Consider the following 20,337-nt stretch of genomic DNA (forward strand, 5'->3'; position numbering starts at 1 on the left):
ATGTTTGATGATCTGAAGGGCAAGGCCGTTGTGGTGACGGGCGGCGTCACAGGTATTGGCGGCGCCGTGTCGCTCGCCTTTGCAGCCGCGGGCGCCCGTGTGCTGGCGCATTACCACGCCGGTGGCGATGAACTCAAAGCTATTGAGGCAGCAGGCATCAAGACCATCAAGCTCGACCTCACCCAGAAGGGTGGCCCCGACGCGTTGATGGCAGAAGCCATGAAGCATTTCGGCCGTATTGATGTCCTGGTGAACAACGCCGGCACCCTGGTGGCTCGCACCGCCCTTGCCGACCTCACCGACGATTTCATCGACAAGGTTTTCGATGTGAACTGCCGCCAGCTCGTCCATTGCAGCCGCCTCGCGGCCAACGAGATGATCAAGCAGAAGGACGGCACCATCATCAATGTCACGTCCATCGCCGCGCGGCAGGGTTCCAGCGCGGGTGGCAGCATCTATGCGGGCGCGAAGGGCTTCGTCTCGTCCTTCACCAAAACCATTGCGAAGGAACTGGTGGGCCATGGCATCCGCGTCAACGCGGTGTCGCCGGGCACGATCTACACCGCCTTCCACAGCCGCTATTCCAGCGCGGAGAAATTGGCCGCAACAGCGAAGACCATTCCCATGCAGCGCCTCGGAACGGCCGAGGATTGCGCCGGTACCTTCCTCTATCTCGCCAGCGGCAAGGCCTCGGGCTACGTCACCGGCCAGGTGATCGAAGTGAACGGCGGACAATTGATGCCGTGATCGCGCCGGGCGATCGGAAGCTGCCGGACACGCCGGACGTCATCGCACCCGATGGCTCGGAGGTGCGGCTTCTCTCTGCAACGGTCCGTGGCTCCATGGCGCAATTCCGTCTTGCGCCGGGGCAGGTGTCCAAGGCCATCGTCCATCACACCGTCGATGAAGTCTGGTACGTGAGCGCTGGCCGTGGCCGCATCTGGCGAAAGTCGGGCAGTCACGAGATGATCACCCAACTTGAGCCCGGCCTCTCTCTCACCATTCCCGTCGGCACCGCCTTTCAATTCCGCTGCGACGGCGATACGTCACTCGACATCATCGGCGTGACCATGCCGCCGTGGCCAGGCGACGGCGAAGCGCAGTTCGTGGACGGCGTCTGGTAGACTACCAACTGCCCGTGTTGGGCATGCTGAGCCAGGGCTCCTGCGGTGTCAGCGCGCCGCCCTTGTTCAGTACCTCGATCGAAATGCCATCCGGCGTCTTGATGAAGGCCATGCGGCCGTCGCGCGGTGGGCGGTTGATGGTCACGCCTTGCGCCTGCAGCTTCGCGCAATAGTCGTGCACGTTGTCGACCTCGATGGCGAGGTGGCCGAAATTGCGCCCGCCCGTATAGGCCTCGGGGTCCCAGTTGTAGGTGAGTTCGACAGGTGCATCCGGGCTTTCGGGCGCGGCCACGAACACCAGCGTGAAGCGGCCCTTTTCATTCTCGTAGCGCCGCTGTTCCACGAAGCCGAGCTTGTTGATGAAGAAGTCCAGCGACTGCTCAAGGTTGGAGACGCGGATCATGGTGTGGAGATATTTCATGTGGCTGCCTTTCGGGTGAGTCGCAGCCAAATTGCCAGACTGGTGATTCGTTTGTCCAGCACCGTACGGCGGGAGGCAGCCAAGCGCGTCCGCGTGAGCGTCCTGAGCACCTGCACAAAATCTTCCGACGAAGTGCAACAAGTGCCGGAATTACAGTCTCTTTTTCAAGTGACCATTTGCGGAGTCGCAAGTTGGCATTGCCGCGCTGGTGAGTTATCAACGCCACGAATTCGAGACGCTGTACAAATCGTTAAATATTTGTTCAAAGTTTCCGGGCGGGGCTGGGGCTAAAGCCCGCAGGGGTTGGTATGTAATGGCGGCAAAAGAAGAAAGCGCGGCGGTTGCCGGGCACATGGGGCAGGTGACTGCGGAGCCGGTCGTCAACATCATTCGTGTTGATGGACTCGTGAAGTGGTTTGATGTGGGCCGTGGTTACGGCTTCATCATCCCTGACAATGGATTTCCCGACATTCTGCTTCACTTGTCGTGCCTGAAGCGCGACGGCTTTGACGCGCCGCTGGAAGGCACGCGCATCGCCTGCGAAGTGGTGGCCCGCCAGAAGGGCTACCAGTGCCTCAAGGTGCTTTCGGTCGATCATTCCACGGCCATTCATCCCGTCGAACGCAAGGCGCGCACGCATTCGGAAGTGTCGGCCTCAACAGGCTGGGTCCGCGCCCGCGTGAAGTGGTTCAACCGCGCCCGTGGTTTCGGCTTTGCCTCGGAAGGTGAGGGGCTCGGCGATATTTTTGTGCACATGGAAGTGATGCGCAAGACGGCCGTTGCCGAACTGATGCCCGACCAGTGGATCTATGTCCGCTACGGCGACAGTCCCAAGGGCAAGATGGCGACGGAAGTGCGCCTCTCGCTTGAAACCGGACCGGCGCACACCAACTGATTTTCGGCGTCAGCCGCATTTTCGCTGCAATCCCCATCGACACGGGTGCCCATGAGGCTGCTTCGTACTGTATTCTGTCTGGTCGTATTGTGCGCGTTGTCCGTGCTGCCGGGTTATGCACTTTCCCAGGAGCCGCCACGCATTGAAGCCGTGACTGTTGTGACAGCTACACAGGCGCGGATTTTCGATGCAGAGGTGGCCGACACGGATGACTTGCGCGCCCGTGGCCTCATGTTCCGCCACAAGCTGCCGGAAGACCGCGCCATGCTGTTCGATTTCGGCGATCCGCGCCCTGCCGCCATGTGGATGAAGAACACCTACATCTCCCTCGACATGCTGTTCATCCGCGCCGACGGTTCCATCGCCGCCGTGGCCGAAAACACCGAGCCTTTGTCCCTGCAGACCATCAGCGTGCAGGAACCTGTGAAGGCCGTGTTGGAGGTCGCCGCCGGCACCGTGAAGCGCCTCGGCATCCAGCGCGAAGACAAGGTCTTCCACTCGATCTTCAAGGAAGAGGAAGATCAGGCCGTGGCGCCGCAGCCCTGATGCTCAAGGCTTGCGGAGCGGGGGTGAACCCGTTATTGCCAGCCGTCGAAGGTCACGTCGGGGCGTAGCGCAGTCTGGTAGCGCACCTGCCTTGGGCGCAGGGGGTCGCGAGTTCGAATCCCGCCGCCCCGACCAGCCTTCACGCCGCCCCCGGGCGGAACGATATTGATGAGGTTGAAAATGTCCGCGCGCATCTACAAGCCCTCCCGCAACGCCATGCAGTCCGGCAAGGGCAAGACGGATCATTGGGTACTGGAGCACGAACAGGAAACCAGGCGTGTCGCCGACCCGCTGATGGGCTGGACGTCGACCGCTGACACGGTCACCCAGGTGAAGCTGACATTTGATACCTTGGAAGAAGCCGAGACCTACGCCCGCCGCAAAGGGCTGGCCTATGTGGTGCAGGCCCCGCCGCCCGTGCGCACCCAGAAGAAATCCTATTCCGACAACTTCCGTTTCGGCCGCACCGAAAACTGGACGCACTGAACATCCACAGCGTCCAGCCCGGACCCCGTAGCTCAGCTGGACTAGAGCAAGTGCCTTCTAAGCACTAGGTCGCTGGTTCGAATCCAGCCGGGGTCGCCATTCCTGAAAAATCGTCCGCCACGTTCCGCGTTCGCGGTTTGCACTTCGTCGCGCGTGTTTGACTATTGCGCAAAAAGAAACCGGCGCCGCGAAGCGCCGGTTTTGCCGTCCCGAGATTGGGCAGGGGATCAGTAGCGGTAGTAGAAGCCCGCGCCGAAGATCCACGGATCGAGTTCGACCTTGCCGGACGTCACAGCGCCGTTGTTCACGCTGACCTTGGTGTCGAGGAAGAGTTTCTTGACGTCGAGGTTGACGCCCCAGTTGTCGCCGGCGGCGATGTCCACGCCCGCCTGCAGTGCCCAGCCGAAGGCATTCTTGTAGTCCACGCTGGCGAACTGGCCGTCATTCTCGTTGTAGAAAATGGTGTAGTTCACGCCGGCACCGATGTACGGCTTGATCGCGTCGGTGACGTTGAAGTGATACTGGGCCGTCAGTGTCGGCGGCAGCAGCATCACGTCGCCGAGGTTGAGACCGGCGAGGCCGCCCGTGGCGCCATCGACGTCATGTTTGGTGGTGCCGAGGATGAGTTCGGCGGCCAGGTTTTCCGTGAAGAAATAGCTGATGTCGAGTTCGGGGACGATCGCATCACCCACATCGACGTTGCCCGGAACCGTGAGGTGAGCCTTTTCGTCGGGCATCACGTAGATGCCACGCAGGCGGAACATCCAGGGGCTGAGGCCGGAATCGGCCGTCACGTCAGCAGCGGAAGCTGTTCCGGCGAATGCAGCAAAGCCAGCGGCCAGTCCGAGAGCCACAAGGCTCAAAGTCTTCTTGTTCATCAGTATTCTCCTTCATTCGGACTCACGCTGAACCTCGCGTTCGCCCCCGCGACCGGGTTAATCGCGCGGGAAGGAGTGGATTTGATCTGGATCAAATGAGGCTGCGACAGTTATGCTCAGCACGCAGAGCTTCTGCAAACTGTTGTAATTGCGCAACGATTTCGCAACTGAACAAGTCACTGAACAGCAAGATTGCTGCCAGATTGTCCTGTCAGTTTGTCATGAAGTCTCCGCACTTGGGCGCGGCGGAATTGCCCCATGGCATGATCGGCACGGCCGACGTCGAGTTCTTGGGGCTGCCTTCGATCAGCTTGTCCGTGTACGATAGATAGACCAGCACATTGTTCTTCACGTCGCAGCCGCGCACGATCTGCATCTTCTTGAAGAACAGAGAGCGGCGCTGGCGATACATCTCGTGGCCTTGCTCGAATTTTTCCTTGATGACGATCGGCCCCACCTGGCGGCAGGCGATGGAAACGTCCGAAACCTCCTCGGCGAAACCGGCCCAGCCCGACCAACCCCCGATTTCCGGCACGGTGAAATAGCACGCAACGCCTTCGACGCCGGGATCATTGATGGTGTAGGTCGCAAGCTTCGCATCCGGCGAAAGCAGCCGCCATACCGTTGTCTTCTTGAAAATCAGTTCCGGATCGTCCTGCTCCTGCGCCACGGCGGGCAGGGCAAGGCAGAAGAGGGCAATGAGGCTGGTCGCAAGTTTGCGCATGATGGGTTCTCCGCTCGAGCCCCACAGATAAGGTTTGCAGGCGGCATTGCAAGGTTCGCGCGTCTCAATAACGCGCCAGCACGGCCGCGATTTCATCCTGCACCATTTGCGCAAGTGCTGCCGGAGCCGGTGCCGCCAAGCGAACGCGAAGGTCATCATCAATGCGGAGCGCCAGGTCCCGTTCCGCCTTGCCGGTGGTGCTCAGCGGCTCGTTGCCGCCGAAATAGCGGCTGCCCCATTGTCCCGTACGGCAATGGCGGGCGGTGTGTTCGTGGCCGAGGACGGAGCCGAACAGCCCCACCTCGCGCAATGGACCCAGCGCCAGCGTATCTGTGTCAACGACCGTGCCGTTCCACATGCTGCGCAACATCCCGGCGTAGTCATCGCAAAGAAGCAGCGCATGCAGCGAGAAGGTGATGCCCTGGTCGAGCGAACCCAGATAGTCGCACGTGGCGGGCCTGGTGTGGAAGATCTGGCTCATCATGGTGGCGATCTCAAAAACCGCATCCTGGTTGAAGCGCCGCGACTTGGCTTCGCCGCCCAGTCCAGTGAAGGAGGGAAGATCGAGCTGCCGCCTGATCTGGCAGATGATCTGCTCGCCCAGCATCGTTTGCGGCATGTTGCCGATGCCTCCTGTCGCGGGCTCCATGAAGTAGGGGTTGGTGCTGCCGATGCAGAAGCAGCCGGGCTGCACGGCCTGACCCAGCACCATGCCAGCGAAATCGGTTGCGAGGCACTGCACCAGGCATCCCGCCGTGGTGATGGGTACCGAGGCGCCGCCGATGGCCAGCGTGCCGACGCTGGTGGGCACGCCCGCGCGCGCCGCGTCAATGATTTGTTCCACATGCGTCGCCGCGTAGAAGAGGGGGAGCGGCGTGATGATGTGCAGGAAATACGGCTTGGCCGCGAGTTGCTCACGCCCGCCGCGGATCGCCGCCGCCATGTCGATGGCGGCGCGCAGCGATTCCGAAAACTCGCAGAGATACTCCAGCGGCTTTGTGGTGTTCTCGGCCATGCAGGCAAATTCGCCGATCTCGCCCGCCATGGTGGAGTTGGCCACATCCTTGCACGAGACGCAGACCGCATCGATGTTGGGCAATCCGTCGGCAATGCGCGTCACCATCGCCAGATCGTCGCGGGTGCTGTCGCGCGCCTCTCCGGTCCGGAGATCGAAAATCTTGATGCAGGTCATTCCCGGCATGAACCAGGTGTGATGCCTGTCGATATCGAGGGCCGCGCTGCCATCTCGGTTCCACAGCTTCACCGAACGCGCCATGGAGGCGAGGGCGGATTGCACGACAGCGCGGGGAATGCGCACCGTGCTGTCGCCCACGATGGTGCAGCCGACACCAGCGAGCAGGGCATCCGCATCGGTACCGGACTCGAAGCGCACGCCGATGTCTTCCAGCAGTTCATAGGTCGCCTCGATGATGGCGTCGGCATCTTCGCGCGGCAGGGGATCGTAGGGCAGCGTACGCCCGATGTGGAGGCCGCGCGGCTGCACGGGCGGCGGAACGGCTTGCTGGGACTTGCGGACGGCACCACGGCGCATGTCGGCCTCCTGTCGGGCAGAATATTGATTGACTGTTCAGTCAATATTCTGCCTCAAGCGGACTACAGTTCGCAAGTCAAATCGCCGTGGCCCATCAAACTACTGGAATCACATTGATATTTGGCATATCTCGGGAACCGGGGCCGTACTCTTATTCCGCCGCTTTCAAGCGGGCAAAGCCGTCCGTGAGATCGGCGATCAGGTCGTCTGTGTGTTCAAGACCAATATGAAGCCGCATGCACGGTCCCTCCGATTGCCACGTGGTCGCTGTCCGATGAGGCGTGAAAGGCACGATGAGGCTCTCAAAGCCGCCCCACGAGTAGCCCATGCTGAACAATTGCATGTTGTCGAGCATCGAAGCCACGGCCTTGGGCGAAGCAGGCTTCAGCACGACCGAGAACAGTCCCGAAGCCCCGGTGAAGTCCCGCTTCCACAGGGAATGCCCCGGCGCGTTGCTGAGGGCAGGATAGAGCACCGTCTCCACCTCCGGCCGCCCGCGCAGCCATTCCGCCACCGTCAGCGCCGAGCGCATGTGCCGCTCCAGGCGCACATCCAGCGTGCGGAGGCCGCGAAGGGCGAGGTACATGTCATCAGGTCCGGCGAACAAGCCGACGGTCTCGTAGTAGTCGCGGAACCGCTCCCACGTGGCAGCACTGCAGGTGACGGTCCCCAGCATCGCATCGGAGTGCCCCACCAAATACTTGGTCGCTGCCTGGATGGAGACATCGCATCCCATGGCAAAGGCCTTGAAGTAATGGCCGCCGCTCCACGTGTTGTCCATCATGGCAATGGCGCCGGCCCGGTGCGCGGCATCGGCGATGGCCGGCACGTCCTGCACGTCCATGGTTTGCGATCCCGGACTCTCGCAATAGACCACGCGCGTGTTGCTGCGGATGAGCGAGGAGATGCCCTTGCCAATGGCGGGATCGTAGTAGGTTGTTTCGACCCCCATGCGCTTGAGGACGGAATCACAGAACAGCCGGGCCGGATGATAGACCGTGTCCACCATCAGCAGATGATCCCCCGAACCGAGAAACGCCATGAGGGCGGAAGAAACGGCAGCGAGTCCGCTGGGTGTGGCCTTGCTGTTGTGTCCTCCCTCCAGTTCCGCCACGGCTGTCTCGAAGGCGCGGGAGGTGGGCGTGCCACGACGCCCGTAGAGATAGGGCTGGTTGCGGTTGTGCAGCGTCGCCACGTCGGGAAACGTGATGGTGGACGCACGATAGACAGCGGGATTGACCATGCCATGCTCGGCATATTCGCGCGAGGCGGTCACAAGTCTGGTCTGGGGTTTCAGTGTGGAACGTGTCTTGATGTCTTTTGCCATACCCGCGACGAGAGACTATTCTGGCAGCGAAATCAATAACCCGGATGCAATTGTCCCATGTCCGAAATGTCGCCTCTGGCCCGCGTTCTGATCACGATCCTGCACAGGGGGGCGGCTATTTCCGCTGTTCTGCTGGTGGCTATTGCAGGTCTGATGCTGTGGCAGCGCTGGACACCGCAAGGCTTGGTATTCGAATCCGGCGACAAGGGATTTCTGGCCGTCATCGGGCTCCTGCTGCTGCTTGCCCTCTACCTCGTTTGGGGCATCCGCCGGGAACTCACCCATCCGGGCGGCAAATAGCCCGAAGGGGTTGATCGAAACCCGCCGAGACGTTACGACCCCCGCAACACCACGCCGCAAAGATTTGCATTGGGACTGACCATGGATTCCGCCAAACGCATTGCCGACAAGAAGGATTGGATCAAGGGCGCCACGGGCGACTGGGAGGTCATCATCGGCCTGGAAGTCCACGCGCAGGTTCTGTCCAAGGCCAAGCTCTTCTCCGGCGCCAGTGCAGAATTCGGCGGCGAACCCAACGCCCATGTTTCGACCGTGGATGCGGCCATGCCCGGCATGCTGCCGGTGATCAACAAATACTGCGTGGAGCAGGCGGTCCGTACCGGCCTCGGCATCAAGGCGGCGATCAACAATTACTCGGTCTTCGACCGAAAGAACTATTTCTACCCCGACCTGCCACAGGGCTACCAGATTTCGCAGTACAAGCAGCCCGTCGTTGGTGAAGGCCGCGTCAGCGTGGATCTTGATGACGGCAAGACGGTCGAAGTCGGAATCGAACGCCTGCATCTCGAACAGGACGCCGGCAAGTCGCTGCACGACCAGCACCCCAACATGAGTTTCGTCGACCTGAACCGTTCAGGCTGCGCACTGATGGAAATCGTCTCGCGCCCCGACATGCGCTCGGCCGACGAGGCCAAGGCCTATGTCACCAAGTTGCGCCAGATCATGCGCTACCTCGGCACCTGCGACGGCAACATGGAGCAGGGCTCCATGCGCGCCGACGTGAACGTGTCTGTGCGCCGTCCGGGGGCGGACTTCGGCACGCGCTGCGAAATCAAGAACGTGAACTCCATCCGTTTCATGGGTCAGGCCATCGAATACGAGGCGCGCCGCCAGATCGGCATCCTGGAGGACGGCGGTGCGATTGATCAGGAAACGCGACTGTTCGATGCCCGCAAGGGCGAGACGCGTTCCATGCGCTCCAAGGAAGAAGCCCACGACTACCGCTATTTCCCCGACCCGGACCTGCTGCCGCTGGAACTGGATCAGGCCTGGGTTGATGGCATTGCCGCCTCGCTTCCCGAATTGCCGGACGAGAAGAAGGCCCGCTTTGTGAAGGACTATGGATTGTCCGCCTATGACGCCACCGTGCTGATTTCGGAGCGCGCCTCGGCCGACTACTTCGAGAGCGTGGCGCGGGGCAGGGATGGCAAGCTCGCCGCCAATTGGGTCATCAACGAACTGTTTGGCCGCCTGAACAAGGAAGGTAAGTCCGTGGAGACCTCGCCGGTGAGCGCAGCCCAGATCGGCGGCATCGTGGACCTGATCTCGGCCGGAACCATTTCGGGCAAGATTGCAAAGGACCTGTTCGAGATCGTGTGGACGGAAGGCGGCGACCCCGCGGCCTTGGTGGAGGCCCGCGGCCTGAAGCAGGTGACGGATACCGGGGCCATCGAAAAGGCGGTGGATGAGATCGTGGCCGCCAACCCGGACAAGGTCGAAGCGGTCCGCGCCAAGCCCAATATGCTGGGCTGGTTCGTCGGCCAGGTCATGAAATCCACCGGCGGAAAGGCCAATCCTCAGGCCGTCAATGACATCCTGAAGGCCAAGCTGGGAATTTGAACCTCCTCAAAGGTTCAAAATAACCATTAAATTACATATGGTTGTTTACCATTGGCATGTTGCGCGGCTTCCGCTATAGTCCGTATGCTGAATTTCAGCCTACGAACAATCAGGGGAGTGGGAGCACGATGGCAAAGCCAGCCAAGAAGGCGGCCAAGGGCAAGGCTGTGTCCAAGCCTTCAAAGACGGCAAAAACAGCCGCCCCGGCAAAAGCAGCCAAGACCAAGGGCCCCAGCACCGCCGAAAAGAACCGCTTCACGCTCTATGGTTTTGCAGGTTCGACGAGCACCTACACGGTCGCCCTGATGTTGTCGCTCTGCCGCCACCCGTTCTCCTATATCCACGTCAGCCTGCGCGACGGTGCCCACAAGCTCGCGGACTATCTCGTGAAGAATCGCTACGGTCAGGTGCCCGCATTGCGCGACGGCCAGATGTTCCTCGTGCAGTCGGCGGCAATCCTTCTGCATCTCTCGGAGACCCTCGGAAAACTCGATGGCAAGACGCCGGTTGAACGGGCGCGCATTCGCGAATGGCTGTTCTGGCAATGGGACAAGCTCGCCGTGCCGGTCTATCGCCTCCGCGCCCGCAACCGCGGCTTCCGCCAGTTCGGTGATGAAGTGCGCGTGATGTACGACACCGAGGCCAAGGCAGCGCTTGCCGTGCTCGAAGGGGAGCTTACCAAGTCAGAATGGATCTCGGGCAAGAAGCCCACGGCCGCTGACGTCGGCATCTACTCCGTCGTTCGCTTCTGTCCGGACGCCAATGTCGACCTCAACCACTATCCCCACGTCTCGGCCTGGAAAAAGCGGATCGAGGCCATGCCCGGCTTTGCCACGCCCGAACAGCTTTTGCCCTTGGAGAGCCGTTTGGTGTAAGACCGTCTGGAATCGGGGGCCGATTTCAGGTGCGTGGCATTGAACAGCAAGAGTGACGATCTTTTCGCCGAAATTTCCGAACTGGATCCAGATCTGGTTCTGGTGAAGCCGGAACCGGTCAAACCCCCGAAAAAGCGCAACCGCCACGTCGAGTGGAGCGGGGCGCTGATCGGGTTGGCGCTTGGCGTCATGGCCGTGCTCGCGGGTCGTCTGGGGCAGATCTGGCCAGCCTTCGACGTCTTTGCCCAGTTCACCATGCAAGCCTTCTTCATGACGGGCGCCTTCGTCTTTGCCACCTTCCTCCCCAAGCGGAAGGCCTTCGCCGGCATGGTGCTGACGATCCTCCTGTGCGTGGGTTACGGCGTGTGGGCGCAATCCAGCGTCGGCGCCATCGCCGCAGGACCCTGGACGCTCAATCCCGGCGAAAAGGCCCTGCGCGTCGCCCATTTCAATCTCTTCTTCCGCAACCAGGACTTCGATGCCATGGAGGCCGAGATCCGGCGCCTGGATGCAGATGTCATCACGCTGATCGAATTCACCGAAGAGAAAAAGGTGCTGCTGCCGCGCCTGCAGTCGCTCTATCCCTATCAGGTGGATTGCGCGACGGAGTGGAACTGCCACCTCGCCATCCTGTCCAAGTTCCCGCTGACGCAGCTGGAAGCAAAGGGCAACTGGGAAGGCCCACCGATGATCAGTGCACGCATGGGAGGCCCGCTGCAGGGCCTCACGATCTACGGTGTTCACACCACGCGCTTCCCCCATTCCCGCGCCCAACTGCATCAGGTTGATGCGCTGGTGCGCCACCTCGAATCGGCCTCCGGCAAGATGATCATGATGGGCGACTTCAACGCCACGCCGTTCTCGCGGGTGACAGGGATCGTCGAGCAGGGGTTGGGAATGAACCGCCTCACCGAGCTGCCCACCTGGCCATCCGCGGTGGAATTGCCACAACTCGCAATCGACCACATCTTTGCCACCCAGGGCATTCGTGTGCTGGCGAAGCAACAGATCGGCAAGCCTGCCGGTTCGGACCACTATCCCATCGTGATGACGCTGGGCGTGGACGTGCAGTAAGGCCGTTCCTCTGTCTGTGGTGAACAAGCCGTCAAGGAATGGTGGTGAACGCTTCTTGAATCCAGTGGCAAGCTATTGAATCGCATTGGATTCATCTTACCTTTACCACGCGCACCAGCGACCCGCTTCAAGTTTCCTTAAACACACCGCTTAAGCCCGCGTTTTTGCGGGCACGGCAAAGTCATGGTCATGAGGCGCCACGGTGGGTGGCACTCGGCAGGATCCAAAAAAAACAGGGCCTGCGCGTCAAACAGAGGGACAGAACATGATTTGGGATTCAATCGAAACCGTTTTCAACAACGCGGTACCGCATTCGGCTTCTGCCGAGGAACTGTTGGCCATGGGCCTCAAGTACTGCTTCGGCCGGGGCGTCGCGCAGAACTATGTGGAAGCCCACAAGTGGTTCAACCTCGCGGCGCTCAAGGGCAATGAGAACGCGAAGTCATACCGTTGCGAACTCGCCCGTGAAATGTCGGCCGGTGAAGTTGCCGAAGCCCAGCGCCAGGCCCGCGCCTGGATGACCCTCCACTGATCTGCAAAATAATAAGCCCGCGAGAAACGTCCGCGGGCTTGCAGGGGATGGGGCAGGGATGCCTCAGTAATCGATGAAGTTCGGGTCTTCCTGGATTTCATTGCCCGACTGGAACACCCGTCGCTGGCTATCCAGTTCGGCGTTCTCGTGGTTCTTGCGGTAGACCTCGGTCTCCAGCACATCCGTGGTGACGCTCACCTGGCCACGTTCGGAGCCAAAAGCCGGAACGCTGTCGACATCAGACGAATAGCCCGTGCCCATGGGAATGAAGTTCTCATAGGCAGCAGCAGGCACTGCAGCAAAACCTGCCAGAACAGCCAACACAAGACCCGACTTTACAAACGTGCGCATGATGGCACTCCTCAAGCACTGTTTCGCACGATCTTGCCCGCCATGCCAGAAGATTTGGTTAACCCTGCCGGACAGGTTGAGGCCGTGCTCAATCGTTGAAATGAACCTCATTGATCAACTTTGCCGCGGCTTTTTGGTTCCGCGCCACATCCAGCAGGTTCACGCTGCCCGGCATGAAACTGCCCCAGCCTGCCACGATGTCCGAAGGCTTGATGGACTGGTTGACCGGGTATTCGAAGTTCTGGCTGGCGTAGAGCGCCTGTGATTCGTCGCTGGCCAGGAATTCCATCAGCTTCAGCGCATTCTCCCGGTCAGGTGCGTGCTTCGCCATCAGCATGCCGGAGATATTCACGTGGGTGCCCATTTCGGGAGAGGAGGGGAAGATGATGCGGGATGCGGCAGCCCAGTCCTTCTGTTCGGGCTCCTTCTCGTTGGTCATCATCAGGCCCATGTAATAGGTGTTGGCGATTGCGAGGTCGCATTCGCCGGCGGCAACGCTCCGCGCCTGCGAGCGGTCATTGCCATTGGGTTTGACGGCGAGGTTGGCTTTCACCCCTTCCAACCACGTCTTCGTGGCGGCTTCACCGCGCTCCGCAATCATGGCGGCCACGAGACCAAGATTATACGGGTGGTCGCCGGGCCGCGTGCACAGCTTGCCCTTCCACTTCGGATCCGCCAGTTCTTCGTAGGAAATCGCATCCTGTTTCACCCGTTCGCGGGATGCATAAACGACACGGGCGCGCATGGTGAGGCCGAACCACTGGTTTGCCGGATCCCGCAACGCCGCCGGCACCTTGCCGGAGATCAGATCCGAGGTCACGGCCTGCGCCAGACCTTTGTCCGCTGCTTCCACCAGACGGCCGACGTCTGCGGTCAGGAGCACGTCCACGGGGCTCAATTCGCCTTCCTGTTCCATGCGCTCGATGAGGCCCTTCTCGGCGAAGACCATCTTCACCTCAATCCCCGTCTTGTCCTGGAAGGCCTTGAACAAGGGCTCGACCAACTGCGGCTGCCGATACGAATAGACATTCACCACACCTTCCGCAGACGCATCGGAAGTGGCGAGTGCGGCACTGCAAAGCGCAAGAAAGGAAAAGGCGAGGGTCCTGAACATGGGGGTCGTCTCCGCGAAGTGTTGCGGGCATTCCATGAACGCTGAATCAGCCTCTGTCAATAAGTCCGAGTAAAATACTCGGAAATTAGAAGCTCTCTAGAATGGCCCGTTTTGCGTCGGTCCAGTGCGACGAACTGTCGATTGCCACGCAGTTGCGATGAAGCGCTTGCGCATACAATCAAATCACGGCAAAAGCCCGCGCACCGGAGACGTGGCCGAGTGGCTGAAGGCAACGGTTTGCTAAATCGTCATACGCTGTAAGGCGTATCGAGGGTTCGAATCCCTCCGTCTCCGCCATCGTTCATTCACTCGCAAGCGCGCTGCACTCGCACGATTGTGCGTGTCGGAGGAAGCGCGGTTCTTTCGGCGTGACGGCCGAGTCCGCGCCGAATTTGATCGGCATCGCGGAGCCCGCGAGTGAGACGAGGGCTTCGATCACGTCTTCCAGGGCGACGTTGTCGTCGATGTGCTGGCGGCGAATGTCGTCGGCGACCCTTTCCACTTCCAGAACGGCACCGCAGTCGCGGGTCTTCTGAACGGCCTGGGCGATGGACGATAGCATATCGTGGCTGAGTGTGATTTTCATCGCGAACCTCTCTGTGAGCGGTCACCATGCGCTTCCCGCCGAAGGAAACAATCCGCACAGTAATCAACGTGAGGTAATGACGGCCATTGCGGTGAACACGCACAGGGAGTGTTTTGTACCCTGTCCACACATGACTAACAGTGAGCGCGGTAGCTCACGCACTCTCGTCCGGAACAGGGGTGGTGACGACGCCATAGGCGTCTGATGGCCCACCCGGATTGGCAAGCCTGAAACCTTCTGATGCCAGCCCTCTGCGCAGCAATTCCCGCACAGCTGAAGCACGGCTGGGCATCCGTGTCTTGAATCGCCAATTCTCAATAGCCTGCATTTCCTCGTCATCGAGCATGATCTGCAAGCGGATGATCCGATCCCGTGCCATTTGAAGCCCTCCAACGACCACCCAACGCCTGAGAGCTACTCACAGTTCCCCAAATGAGCAGTGTACTCAGGCAGCACGAAAGGCTGCACCCCCAACTGGTGAAATCCTTGCTTCAAAATCGGAGGTTTAGCGCGGTTGCGTGGCGAGGAGGCGCTCCACCAGCGGAGCCATCAGCTTCGCATCAACATTGGCGAAGGCGAGGCGCAGATAATCCTCCTGGCCCGGCCCGAACATAGAGCCAGGGAGGCACAGGACATCGTGTTCCTGCGCCAATCGCATGGCGACGGACTTCGAGGCCTCGCCGCGGAACGGATGCCGGACATAGGCGAAATAGGCACCGCTGCTCAGCAGCTTGTATGAAAGGCCTGCAGAGCCGAAGGCTTCCCGGATGGCCGCCAGCCGCCCCGCCATCATCTCCAGCTTGCCGCGTTTCCACGCGTTGAGTTCACGCAGCGCATAGATCACGCCGTGTTGGGTGATCTGCGGCGGACAGATGGTCATGCAATCGAGAACCTTGGCCGCCTCGAAGAGAAGCCCGGGGCCCGCGGTCATGGCACCAAGCCTGTAACCCGCCAGGGCATAGACCTTCGAGAAGCTGTAGAGCTGGATCAGCGTGTCCTGCCAATCCGCGCGCTGGAACAGGCCGTGGGCCGGCTCGGCATGGGGCCGGAAGTCCTTGTAGGTTTCATCGAGGATGAGGGCGATGCCGTGCGACTTCGCCAGTTCGAAGAACTGCCGGATCACCTCTGCCGGATAGATCGCCCCCGTCGGGTTGTTGGGCGAGCACAGCACGATGGCCTTGGTGCGCGGCCCGATCGCAGCCGCCGCATCCTCCACTGAAGGGTGACTTCGATTTTCCGCGAAGGCCGGAATCGTCTTCATGCCGATTCCCAACATCGTGAGCCACATTTGGTGGTTGAAATAATAGGGCACCGGAATGACCACCTCGTCACCGGCACGCGCCACCGCCATTACGGCGGCCGCGAAGGCCTGGTTGCAGCCGGTCGTGATCGCCACATGATCTGCGGGAACCACCGCCCCATAGTCCGCACCCAGATGGGCCGCATAGGCCGCACGCAAAGCTGCAAGGCCGTAGATGTCGGTGTAGCCGCCCGTGCCGGGTTCGCGGGCGATGCGGCCGAATTCCGCCTGCAGCTCTTCCGCCGGGGGATAGCTTGGCACCGCCTGGCACAGGTTGATCAGGTCGCGGTTGCGCGGGCCCTGACGGACCCAGCTCATGGCTTCGGCGATGGGCGGCGCTTCCACGCGCGCCACAAGTTCAGAGATGGGGTAAGTCATTGTTGCAACCTGTCACTAGGAAATTGCCGTGATTTCGGGCATGAGTTTGCCATGACCGGGCCGACGATTGAAAGCATTTTGAAAGGCCGCAATGCGTGGCTCAAAGGCCAGCCGCCGGAATTGCAGGCGGTTCGCGAACGTGGCGACATGACTCAGATCATTTCGTCCAACTACCGCGTCTTCGAAGAAGTGCGCGACCGGATCCTGCGCAATACCGATTCGTTCCTGCGTCATGTCGAAATCATCCCGGAAACGCTGTCTCCGGAAGGTCATGCCCTCGTGAACGAATTGCTGAGCCACGGCATCATCCTGCGCGAGGACCGCGGCCATGAAGTCTGCGAGGCCCAGGGCCGGCGCTATCTTTCGGGTGGCTGGCTTGAGGAATTGGCATGGCTCGCCGCCATTGCCGCCGGCGCAGACGAAGCGCTCTTCGGTCAGGTGGTGGGCTGGTCGGTCAAGGGCTACAGCGGCGAAAACGAGATTGACCTCATCATGCGCGAAGGCGACCGGCTTGGCTTTGTGTCTTGCAAGGCGCTTCGCTCCCAACTCGACATGCAGGACCGCAAGCACCGTAACCGCCTGATGGACGCCGTGCATGAAGCCGACAACCTGATTGATCATTTTGGCCGAGCCGGCGACAAAGTGGCAATCCTCGTCTCCACCGATCTGTTTGATGAGGTGAGGGGCGTGGCCCGCTACAACAGCCTCATGGGCAAGGCCGCCGTCCTTGACGTCCGGGTCATTCCTCTTGAGGAGATGGGCTTCGACAAACTGCGCGATGCCCTCGCCAATCTGATCCAGACCGAACACCGCACGGAGACAGCATGAAAGCCATTCGCTTTGAGCAGACCGGAGGACCAGAGGTTCTCCGCTTCGTTGACGTGACGCTTGCGCCCCCCGCCGCGGGCGAGGTGCGGCTGCGCCATACCGCCATAGGCCTCAACTACATCGACACCTATCACCGGAGCGGGCTTTACTCCGTTCCCTTGCCCAGCGGCATCGGCCTGGAAGCGGCGGGTGTCGTTGAGGCCCTTGGATCCGGCGTGAAGGGCCTGAAGGTGGGGGACCGTGTGGCCTATGGCACGGGCGCGCTGGGCGCCTATGCCCAGGCCCGCAACTATCCCGCCAACCGCCTGGTGAAGCTGCCCAAGGCCATCAGCGACGAAACGGCAGCGGCCATGATGCTCAAGGGTATGACCGTGCGCTATCTGCTGCGCGCCACCTACAAGGTGAAGCGCGGCGAGACGATCCTCCTGCACGCCGCGGCCGGGGGTGTCGGACTCATCCTGTCGCAATGGGCCCATGCCCTCGGCGTGAAGGTCATCGGCACGGTGGGCAGCGACGCCAAGGCGGAGATTGCCAAGGCTCATGGCTGCACATACGTCATCAATTCCACCACGGAAGACGTTGCCAAGCGAGTCCGCGAAATCACAGGAGGCGCAGGTGTGCCTGTGGTTTATGACGGGGTCGGCCAGGCGACGCTCATGTCTTCGCTGGACAGCCTCAGGCCGCGCGGCCTTTTGGTGAGTTTCGGCAACGCCTCGGGTCCGGTGAAGGCTTTCGACCTCGGCCTCCTCGCGGCGCGGGGCTCGCTCTATGTCACGCGGCCCACGCTCGTATCCTACACGGCCACCGACGAAGATTTCCGCGAGACGGCTGATGATCTGGTGGATATCGTGAAGTCGGGCAAGGTGAAAATCCCCGTGAATCAGCGCTATGCGCTGGCCGACGCCGCCCAGGCCCACCGTGACCTCGAATCCCGCAAGACGACGGGTTCCACCGTCCTGTTGCCCTGAACCACGAACCTCCGGTAAGCCCCGCCCATCGCCCCGCCAACAGAGACGGGGCCGAAGGATCAGTGTGAAATGCCAGTGAACGTCGAGGCGGAAGCCCGGGCCATCATGCGGCTCTATTCGGAGGCCCGCTTCAAGGAGGGCCTGGACCGTGCCATAGCGCTGCACCGGGCAGAGCCCCGCCTGGCCGCCACGAACTATTGCGTGGGGCACGGGCTGGGCGCGACGAACCGCCAGCACGAGGCCCTGCCGTTCCTCCGCAAGGCCGTGCAGATCGAACCGCGCAACGCCGATTTCCTCATCCGCTACAGCAGGGCGTTGCTGGACACCGGCCACATCCGCGAGGCGGAATCGAATCTCATGCGGGCGAGGGACATCAATCCCAAGCTCTCGATCATTCCGTGGACGCTGGCTGTCTTCTATTCTTCGATCAACCGTTTCGACAAGGCCGTCCGGCACTTCGAGGAGGTGATGAAGATCGGCTTGCCTGAGCCCGTCGCCAATGGCGTGCGGCTGGATTGGGCGCAGGCCCTGGTGGAAGTGGGCCGCACCGAAGAGGCCGAGACGATTCTCCGTCCGCTTCTGAACGACGACAAGGCCCGCGCCGCGGCCCTCGGTCGCCTTTCGGCTTTCGCCGCCTTTCCTGAAGGAAGCACGGAATACGCCTTGCTGGATGACGAAATCCGCCGTCACGCCAATGATGGCGAGAAACGGTTCGTCCTGCTGAGCGCCAAGGCACGCTGCCGTGCCGCCATGAAGGATTACGAAGGCGAATACGCCCTGATCGCTGAAAGCAACGCCGCCCGCGCCGGGCGCGACATGGTTCCGTCCTTCCGTTACGTCGTGGATGGCATGATTGCAGGCTTCACGCCGCAGACCATCGCCGAGCTTGGTGAACTGGCGGAGGTTGAAAATTTCCGTCCGATCTACGTCGTGGGCCTGCCGCGCTCAGGCACGACACTCACCGAGAAGATCCTGTCTTCCCACAGCAAGGTGGGCGGTGCGGGCGAATTGAGCATCCTCGGGCACCTGCAGTTCGGGCTGATGAACAACCGGTCCTTCAGCGATTTTCTCGCCGTCGCGAAGCAGGTGGGCAGCAAGGTTCTGCGCGAGCGCCTGCACGACATCGAAGCCACCATGGCCTTTCTCTGCCCGGGCAAGGACCGCGTGGTGGACAAGCTGCCGCATAACTTCCTGCATTGCGGCGCCATCGCTGCCTTCTTTCCGGGCGCGCACATCATCCACGTGTTTCGCAACCCCGCGGACAATTTCCTTTCGGGTTACAAGGCGCGGCTCCTGGCGGCGCACAGCTACTTCGACAGCCCGGAACGCTTCCTGCCGTACTTCGCCGAATACCGCCGCCTGATGGAACACTGGTACAAGGTCATTCCCAACCGCATCCATCCGCTGCACTACGAGAAGCTGGTGACGGAGCCGAGAGGCACCATCGCTGGACTCCTGTCATTCTGCGGATTGGAGTGGGAAGAGGACTGCCTCTATCCCGAGAGGGGCGAACAGCGCATCGCGACGGCGAGCCTCGTGCAGGCGCGCAACCCCATCAATGCCAAATCGGTTGGAAACTGGAAGCGCTACCAGTCGCATCTTCAGGTCATTCAGGATCGCTTGGGCGAGGGGCTTTTCCCGGCCGCGTGAGCGTTACTGGCTCGCCAGTCTGTCACAACTGTCGACAGAGGCCTGCGCCAGCGTCGCCCACGGTGCGGGGCAACGCGTTTGCGAGCACAGGTACTTCGCCAGCGCCGTGGCCGGAATGGCATGGGCGAGGTTGATGAGGTTGCCGTTGGCATCCGTGAGCGTGCTCACCACCATGCCGATCAGGTTTCCGTTGCGGTCGAACAGGGGGCCGCCGGATTCGCCTTTCTGCGTGCCCATCTTCAGCACCAGGGCATCCGGGTAGCCGAACTTGCCATAAGCCACCGCCCGGCCGAAGTGGCGGCCCTGCAATTCACCGATGCGGGCCGTGTCGCTCTGGTCATGCGGGCGGCCCAGCGTGAACACCAGTTCATTGGGCGCCACGCAGCCCGGCATGGCGGGATGAACGGCAGGACCGGTGAAGCCGCGCAGCTTGATGATTGCCATGTCGTTCGACGGGTTGATGGCAATCACCTTGCCGGAATAGATCCGCCCGTTGCCGGCCCGCGCCTGGATTTCGTTGCCCTGGGCCACGGCCACATGCGCCGCCGTCATCACGAGGCCCGAGCCATCCACGATGTATCCGCTGCCGGACGTGATCGCCCGGTTGCCCACATCGGGCAGGCGCTCCGACTTGGACAGTTCCTTGACGTTGAGCGTGACGTAGGTGGGGCCAGTTGCAGGCAGCAGATGCGAAACCGTATCGGTGCCGCCCGATGCCGGGATGGCGTTCTGCTCCACCGCGATGGAGCGATTCTCGAGATCAACGGGGTTGGTCGAGGCGCAACCGGCGACGGCCAGCAGCAGGCTGGCAATCGCGCTGGCGCGAAGGCTCTTCGTCAGTGGGTGGTCGGCCCGGAGGAAGAACATG

24 protein-coding genes and 3 tRNA genes are annotated in these 20,337 nt (G+C 61.4%); 16 read left to right on the forward strand and 11 right to left on the reverse strand.

Annotated features, from left to right (window positions below):
* Both IPM06_14280 and IPM06_14285 read left to right on the forward strand, forming a co-directional pair.
* Window positions 1-747: an SDR family oxidoreductase gene (locus IPM06_14280; protein ID MBK8771591.1), complete on the forward strand. Its 747-nt coding sequence runs from the start codon at window positions 1-3 to the stop codon at window positions 745-747.
* Window positions 748-842: 95 nt separating this feature from the next.
* A complete protein-coding gene (locus IPM06_14285) occupies window positions 843-1,124 on the forward strand; it encodes a cupin domain-containing protein (GenBank protein MBK8771592.1) in 282 nt (93 codons plus the stop codon).
* Window position 1,125: 1 nt separating this feature from the next.
* On the opposite strand, the gene IPM06_14290 is transcribed toward IPM06_14285, so the two are convergent.
* On the reverse strand, window positions 1,126-1,545 hold the full coding sequence (locus IPM06_14290; GenBank protein ID MBK8771593.1) for a VOC family protein: 420 nt from the start codon (window positions 1,543-1,545) through the stop codon (window positions 1,126-1,128).
* 313 nt (window positions 1,546-1,858) lie between these two features.
* Here IPM06_14290 and IPM06_14295 point away from each other — a divergent pair, with 313 nt between their 5' ends.
* The 5 genes from IPM06_14295 (at window position 1,859) to IPM06_14315 (ending at window position 3,571) form a co-directional block, all read left to right on the forward strand.
* Window positions 1,859-2,440: a CspA family cold shock protein gene (locus IPM06_14295; GenBank protein ID MBK8771594.1), complete on the forward strand. Its 582-nt coding sequence runs from the start codon at window positions 1,859-1,861 to the stop codon at window positions 2,438-2,440.
* 51 nt (window positions 2,441-2,491) lie between these two features.
* On the forward strand, window positions 2,492-2,986 hold the full coding sequence (locus tag IPM06_14300; GenBank protein ID MBK8771595.1) for a DUF192 domain-containing protein: 495 nt from the start codon (window positions 2,492-2,494) through the stop codon (window positions 2,984-2,986).
* A gap of 58 nt (window positions 2,987-3,044) precedes the next feature.
* Window positions 3,045-3,121: transfer RNA gene (locus IPM06_14305), tRNA-Pro, on the forward strand.
* Between the two features lie 45 nt (window positions 3,122-3,166).
* On the forward strand, window positions 3,167-3,472 hold the full coding sequence (locus IPM06_14310) for an ETC complex I subunit (protein ID MBK8771596.1): 306 nt from the start codon (window positions 3,167-3,169) through the stop codon (window positions 3,470-3,472).
* 21 nt (window positions 3,473-3,493) lie between these two features.
* A tRNA-Arg gene (locus IPM06_14315) sits at window positions 3,494-3,571 on the forward strand.
* 128 nt (window positions 3,572-3,699) lie between these two features.
* Here the strand turns inward: IPM06_14315 and IPM06_14320 are convergent.
* The 4 genes from IPM06_14320 to metC form a co-directional block, all read right to left on the reverse strand.
* Window positions 3,700-4,350 carry an OmpW family protein gene (locus IPM06_14320; GenBank protein ID MBK8771597.1) on the reverse strand — a complete coding sequence of 217 codons (651 nt, stop codon included), beginning with the start codon at window positions 4,348-4,350 and terminating at the stop codon, window positions 3,700-3,702.
* Window positions 4,351-4,561: 211 nt separating this feature from the next.
* Window positions 4,562-5,074 (reverse strand): CreA family protein, encoded by a 513-nt coding sequence (locus tag IPM06_14325; GenBank protein MBK8771598.1) that lies wholly within the window; start codon window positions 5,072-5,074, stop codon window positions 4,562-4,564.
* Between the two features lie 64 nt (window positions 5,075-5,138).
* Window positions 5,139-6,626 carry a trimethylamine methyltransferase family protein gene (locus IPM06_14330; protein MBK8771599.1) on the reverse strand — a complete coding sequence of 496 codons (1,488 nt, stop codon included), beginning with the start codon at window positions 6,624-6,626 and terminating at the stop codon, window positions 5,139-5,141.
* Between the two features lie 151 nt (window positions 6,627-6,777).
* A complete protein-coding gene (metC, locus tag IPM06_14335; GenBank protein ID MBK8771600.1) occupies window positions 6,778-7,953 on the reverse strand; it encodes a cystathionine beta-lyase in 1,176 nt (391 codons plus the stop codon).
* 57 nt (window positions 7,954-8,010) lie between these two features.
* Here metC and IPM06_14340 point away from each other — a divergent pair, with 57 nt between their 5' ends.
* From IPM06_14340 to IPM06_14360, 5 genes are all read left to right on the forward strand, one after another.
* Window positions 8,011-8,253, forward strand: coding sequence for a hypothetical protein (locus IPM06_14340; GenBank protein MBK8771601.1), 243 nt, complete (start codon window positions 8,011-8,013; stop codon window positions 8,251-8,253).
* An 81-nt stretch (window positions 8,254-8,334) separates the two neighbouring features.
* Window positions 8,335-9,813 (forward strand): Asp-tRNA(Asn)/Glu-tRNA(Gln) amidotransferase subunit GatB, encoded by a 1,479-nt coding sequence (gene gatB / locus IPM06_14345; protein MBK8771602.1) that lies wholly within the window; start codon window positions 8,335-8,337, stop codon window positions 9,811-9,813.
* A gap of 128 nt (window positions 9,814-9,941) precedes the next feature.
* Window positions 9,942-10,688, forward strand: coding sequence for a glutathione S-transferase family protein (locus IPM06_14350; GenBank protein MBK8771603.1), 747 nt, complete (start codon window positions 9,942-9,944; stop codon window positions 10,686-10,688).
* Window positions 10,689-10,727: 39 nt separating this feature from the next.
* Window positions 10,728-11,762 carry an endonuclease/exonuclease/phosphatase family protein gene (locus IPM06_14355; protein ID MBK8771604.1) on the forward strand — a complete coding sequence of 345 codons (1,035 nt, stop codon included), beginning with the start codon at window positions 10,728-10,730 and terminating at the stop codon, window positions 11,760-11,762.
* A gap of 265 nt (window positions 11,763-12,027) precedes the next feature.
* Complete coding sequence (locus IPM06_14360) at window positions 12,028-12,294, forward strand: sel1 repeat family protein (GenBank protein MBK8771605.1); 267 nt, start codon at window positions 12,028-12,030, stop codon at window positions 12,292-12,294.
* Window positions 12,295-12,357: 63 nt separating this feature from the next.
* On the opposite strand, the gene IPM06_14365 is transcribed toward IPM06_14360, so the two are convergent.
* Window positions 12,358-12,645, reverse strand: a complete 288-nt coding sequence (locus IPM06_14365; GenBank protein ID MBK8771606.1) for a hypothetical protein — start codon at window positions 12,643-12,645, stop codon at window positions 12,358-12,360.
* An 88-nt stretch (window positions 12,646-12,733) separates the two neighbouring features.
* Window positions 12,734-13,759, reverse strand: coding sequence for a Fe(3+) ABC transporter substrate-binding protein (locus tag IPM06_14370; GenBank protein MBK8771607.1), 1,026 nt, complete (start codon window positions 13,757-13,759; stop codon window positions 12,734-12,736).
* 205 nt (window positions 13,760-13,964) lie between these two features.
* On the opposite strand from IPM06_14370, the gene IPM06_14375 reads away from it, so the two are divergent.
* Window positions 13,965-14,056: transfer RNA gene (locus tag IPM06_14375), tRNA-Ser, on the forward strand.
* A gap of 4 nt (window positions 14,057-14,060) precedes the next feature.
* On the opposite strand, the gene IPM06_14380 is transcribed toward IPM06_14375, so the two are convergent.
* From IPM06_14380 to IPM06_14390, 3 genes are all read right to left on the reverse strand, one after another.
* Window positions 14,061-14,345 (reverse strand): hypothetical protein, encoded by a 285-nt coding sequence (locus IPM06_14380; GenBank protein MBK8771608.1) that lies wholly within the window; start codon window positions 14,343-14,345, stop codon window positions 14,061-14,063.
* Window positions 14,346-14,499: 154 nt separating this feature from the next.
* Window positions 14,500-14,724 (reverse strand): hypothetical protein, encoded by a 225-nt coding sequence (locus IPM06_14385; protein MBK8771609.1) that lies wholly within the window; start codon window positions 14,722-14,724, stop codon window positions 14,500-14,502.
* Between the two features lie 126 nt (window positions 14,725-14,850).
* On the reverse strand, window positions 14,851-16,023 hold the full coding sequence (locus IPM06_14390; protein ID MBK8771610.1) for an aminotransferase: 1,173 nt from the start codon (window positions 16,021-16,023) through the stop codon (window positions 14,851-14,853).
* Window positions 16,024-16,074: 51 nt separating this feature from the next.
* Here IPM06_14390 and IPM06_14395 point away from each other — a divergent pair, with 51 nt between their 5' ends.
* From IPM06_14395 to IPM06_14405, 3 genes are all read left to right on the forward strand, one after another.
* Window positions 16,075-16,851, forward strand: coding sequence for a hypothetical protein (locus tag IPM06_14395; protein MBK8771611.1), 777 nt, complete (start codon window positions 16,075-16,077; stop codon window positions 16,849-16,851).
* Complete coding sequence (locus IPM06_14400; protein ID MBK8771612.1) at window positions 16,848-17,819, forward strand: quinone oxidoreductase; 972 nt, start codon at window positions 16,848-16,850, stop codon at window positions 17,817-17,819. The genes IPM06_14395 and IPM06_14400 overlap by 4 nt, the downstream gene beginning before the upstream one ends.
* A 69-nt stretch (window positions 17,820-17,888) precedes the next feature.
* Entirely contained in the window at window positions 17,889-19,469 is a 1,581-nt protein-coding gene (locus tag IPM06_14405; protein ID MBK8771613.1) for a sulfotransferase, read from the forward strand.
* A gap of 3 nt (window positions 19,470-19,472) precedes the next feature.
* Here IPM06_14405 and IPM06_14410 read toward each other — a convergent pair whose 3' ends face one another.
* On the reverse strand, window positions 19,473-20,336 hold the full coding sequence (locus IPM06_14410) for a trypsin-like peptidase domain-containing protein (GenBank protein ID MBK8771614.1): 864 nt from the start codon (window positions 20,334-20,336) through the stop codon (window positions 19,473-19,475).
* Between the last annotated feature and the right edge of the window lies 1 nt (window position 20,337).

It is taken from the genome of Hyphomicrobiales bacterium, assembly GCA_016710435.1.
Lineage (GTDB): Bacteria > Pseudomonadota > Alphaproteobacteria > Rhizobiales > Aestuariivirgaceae > Aestuariivirga.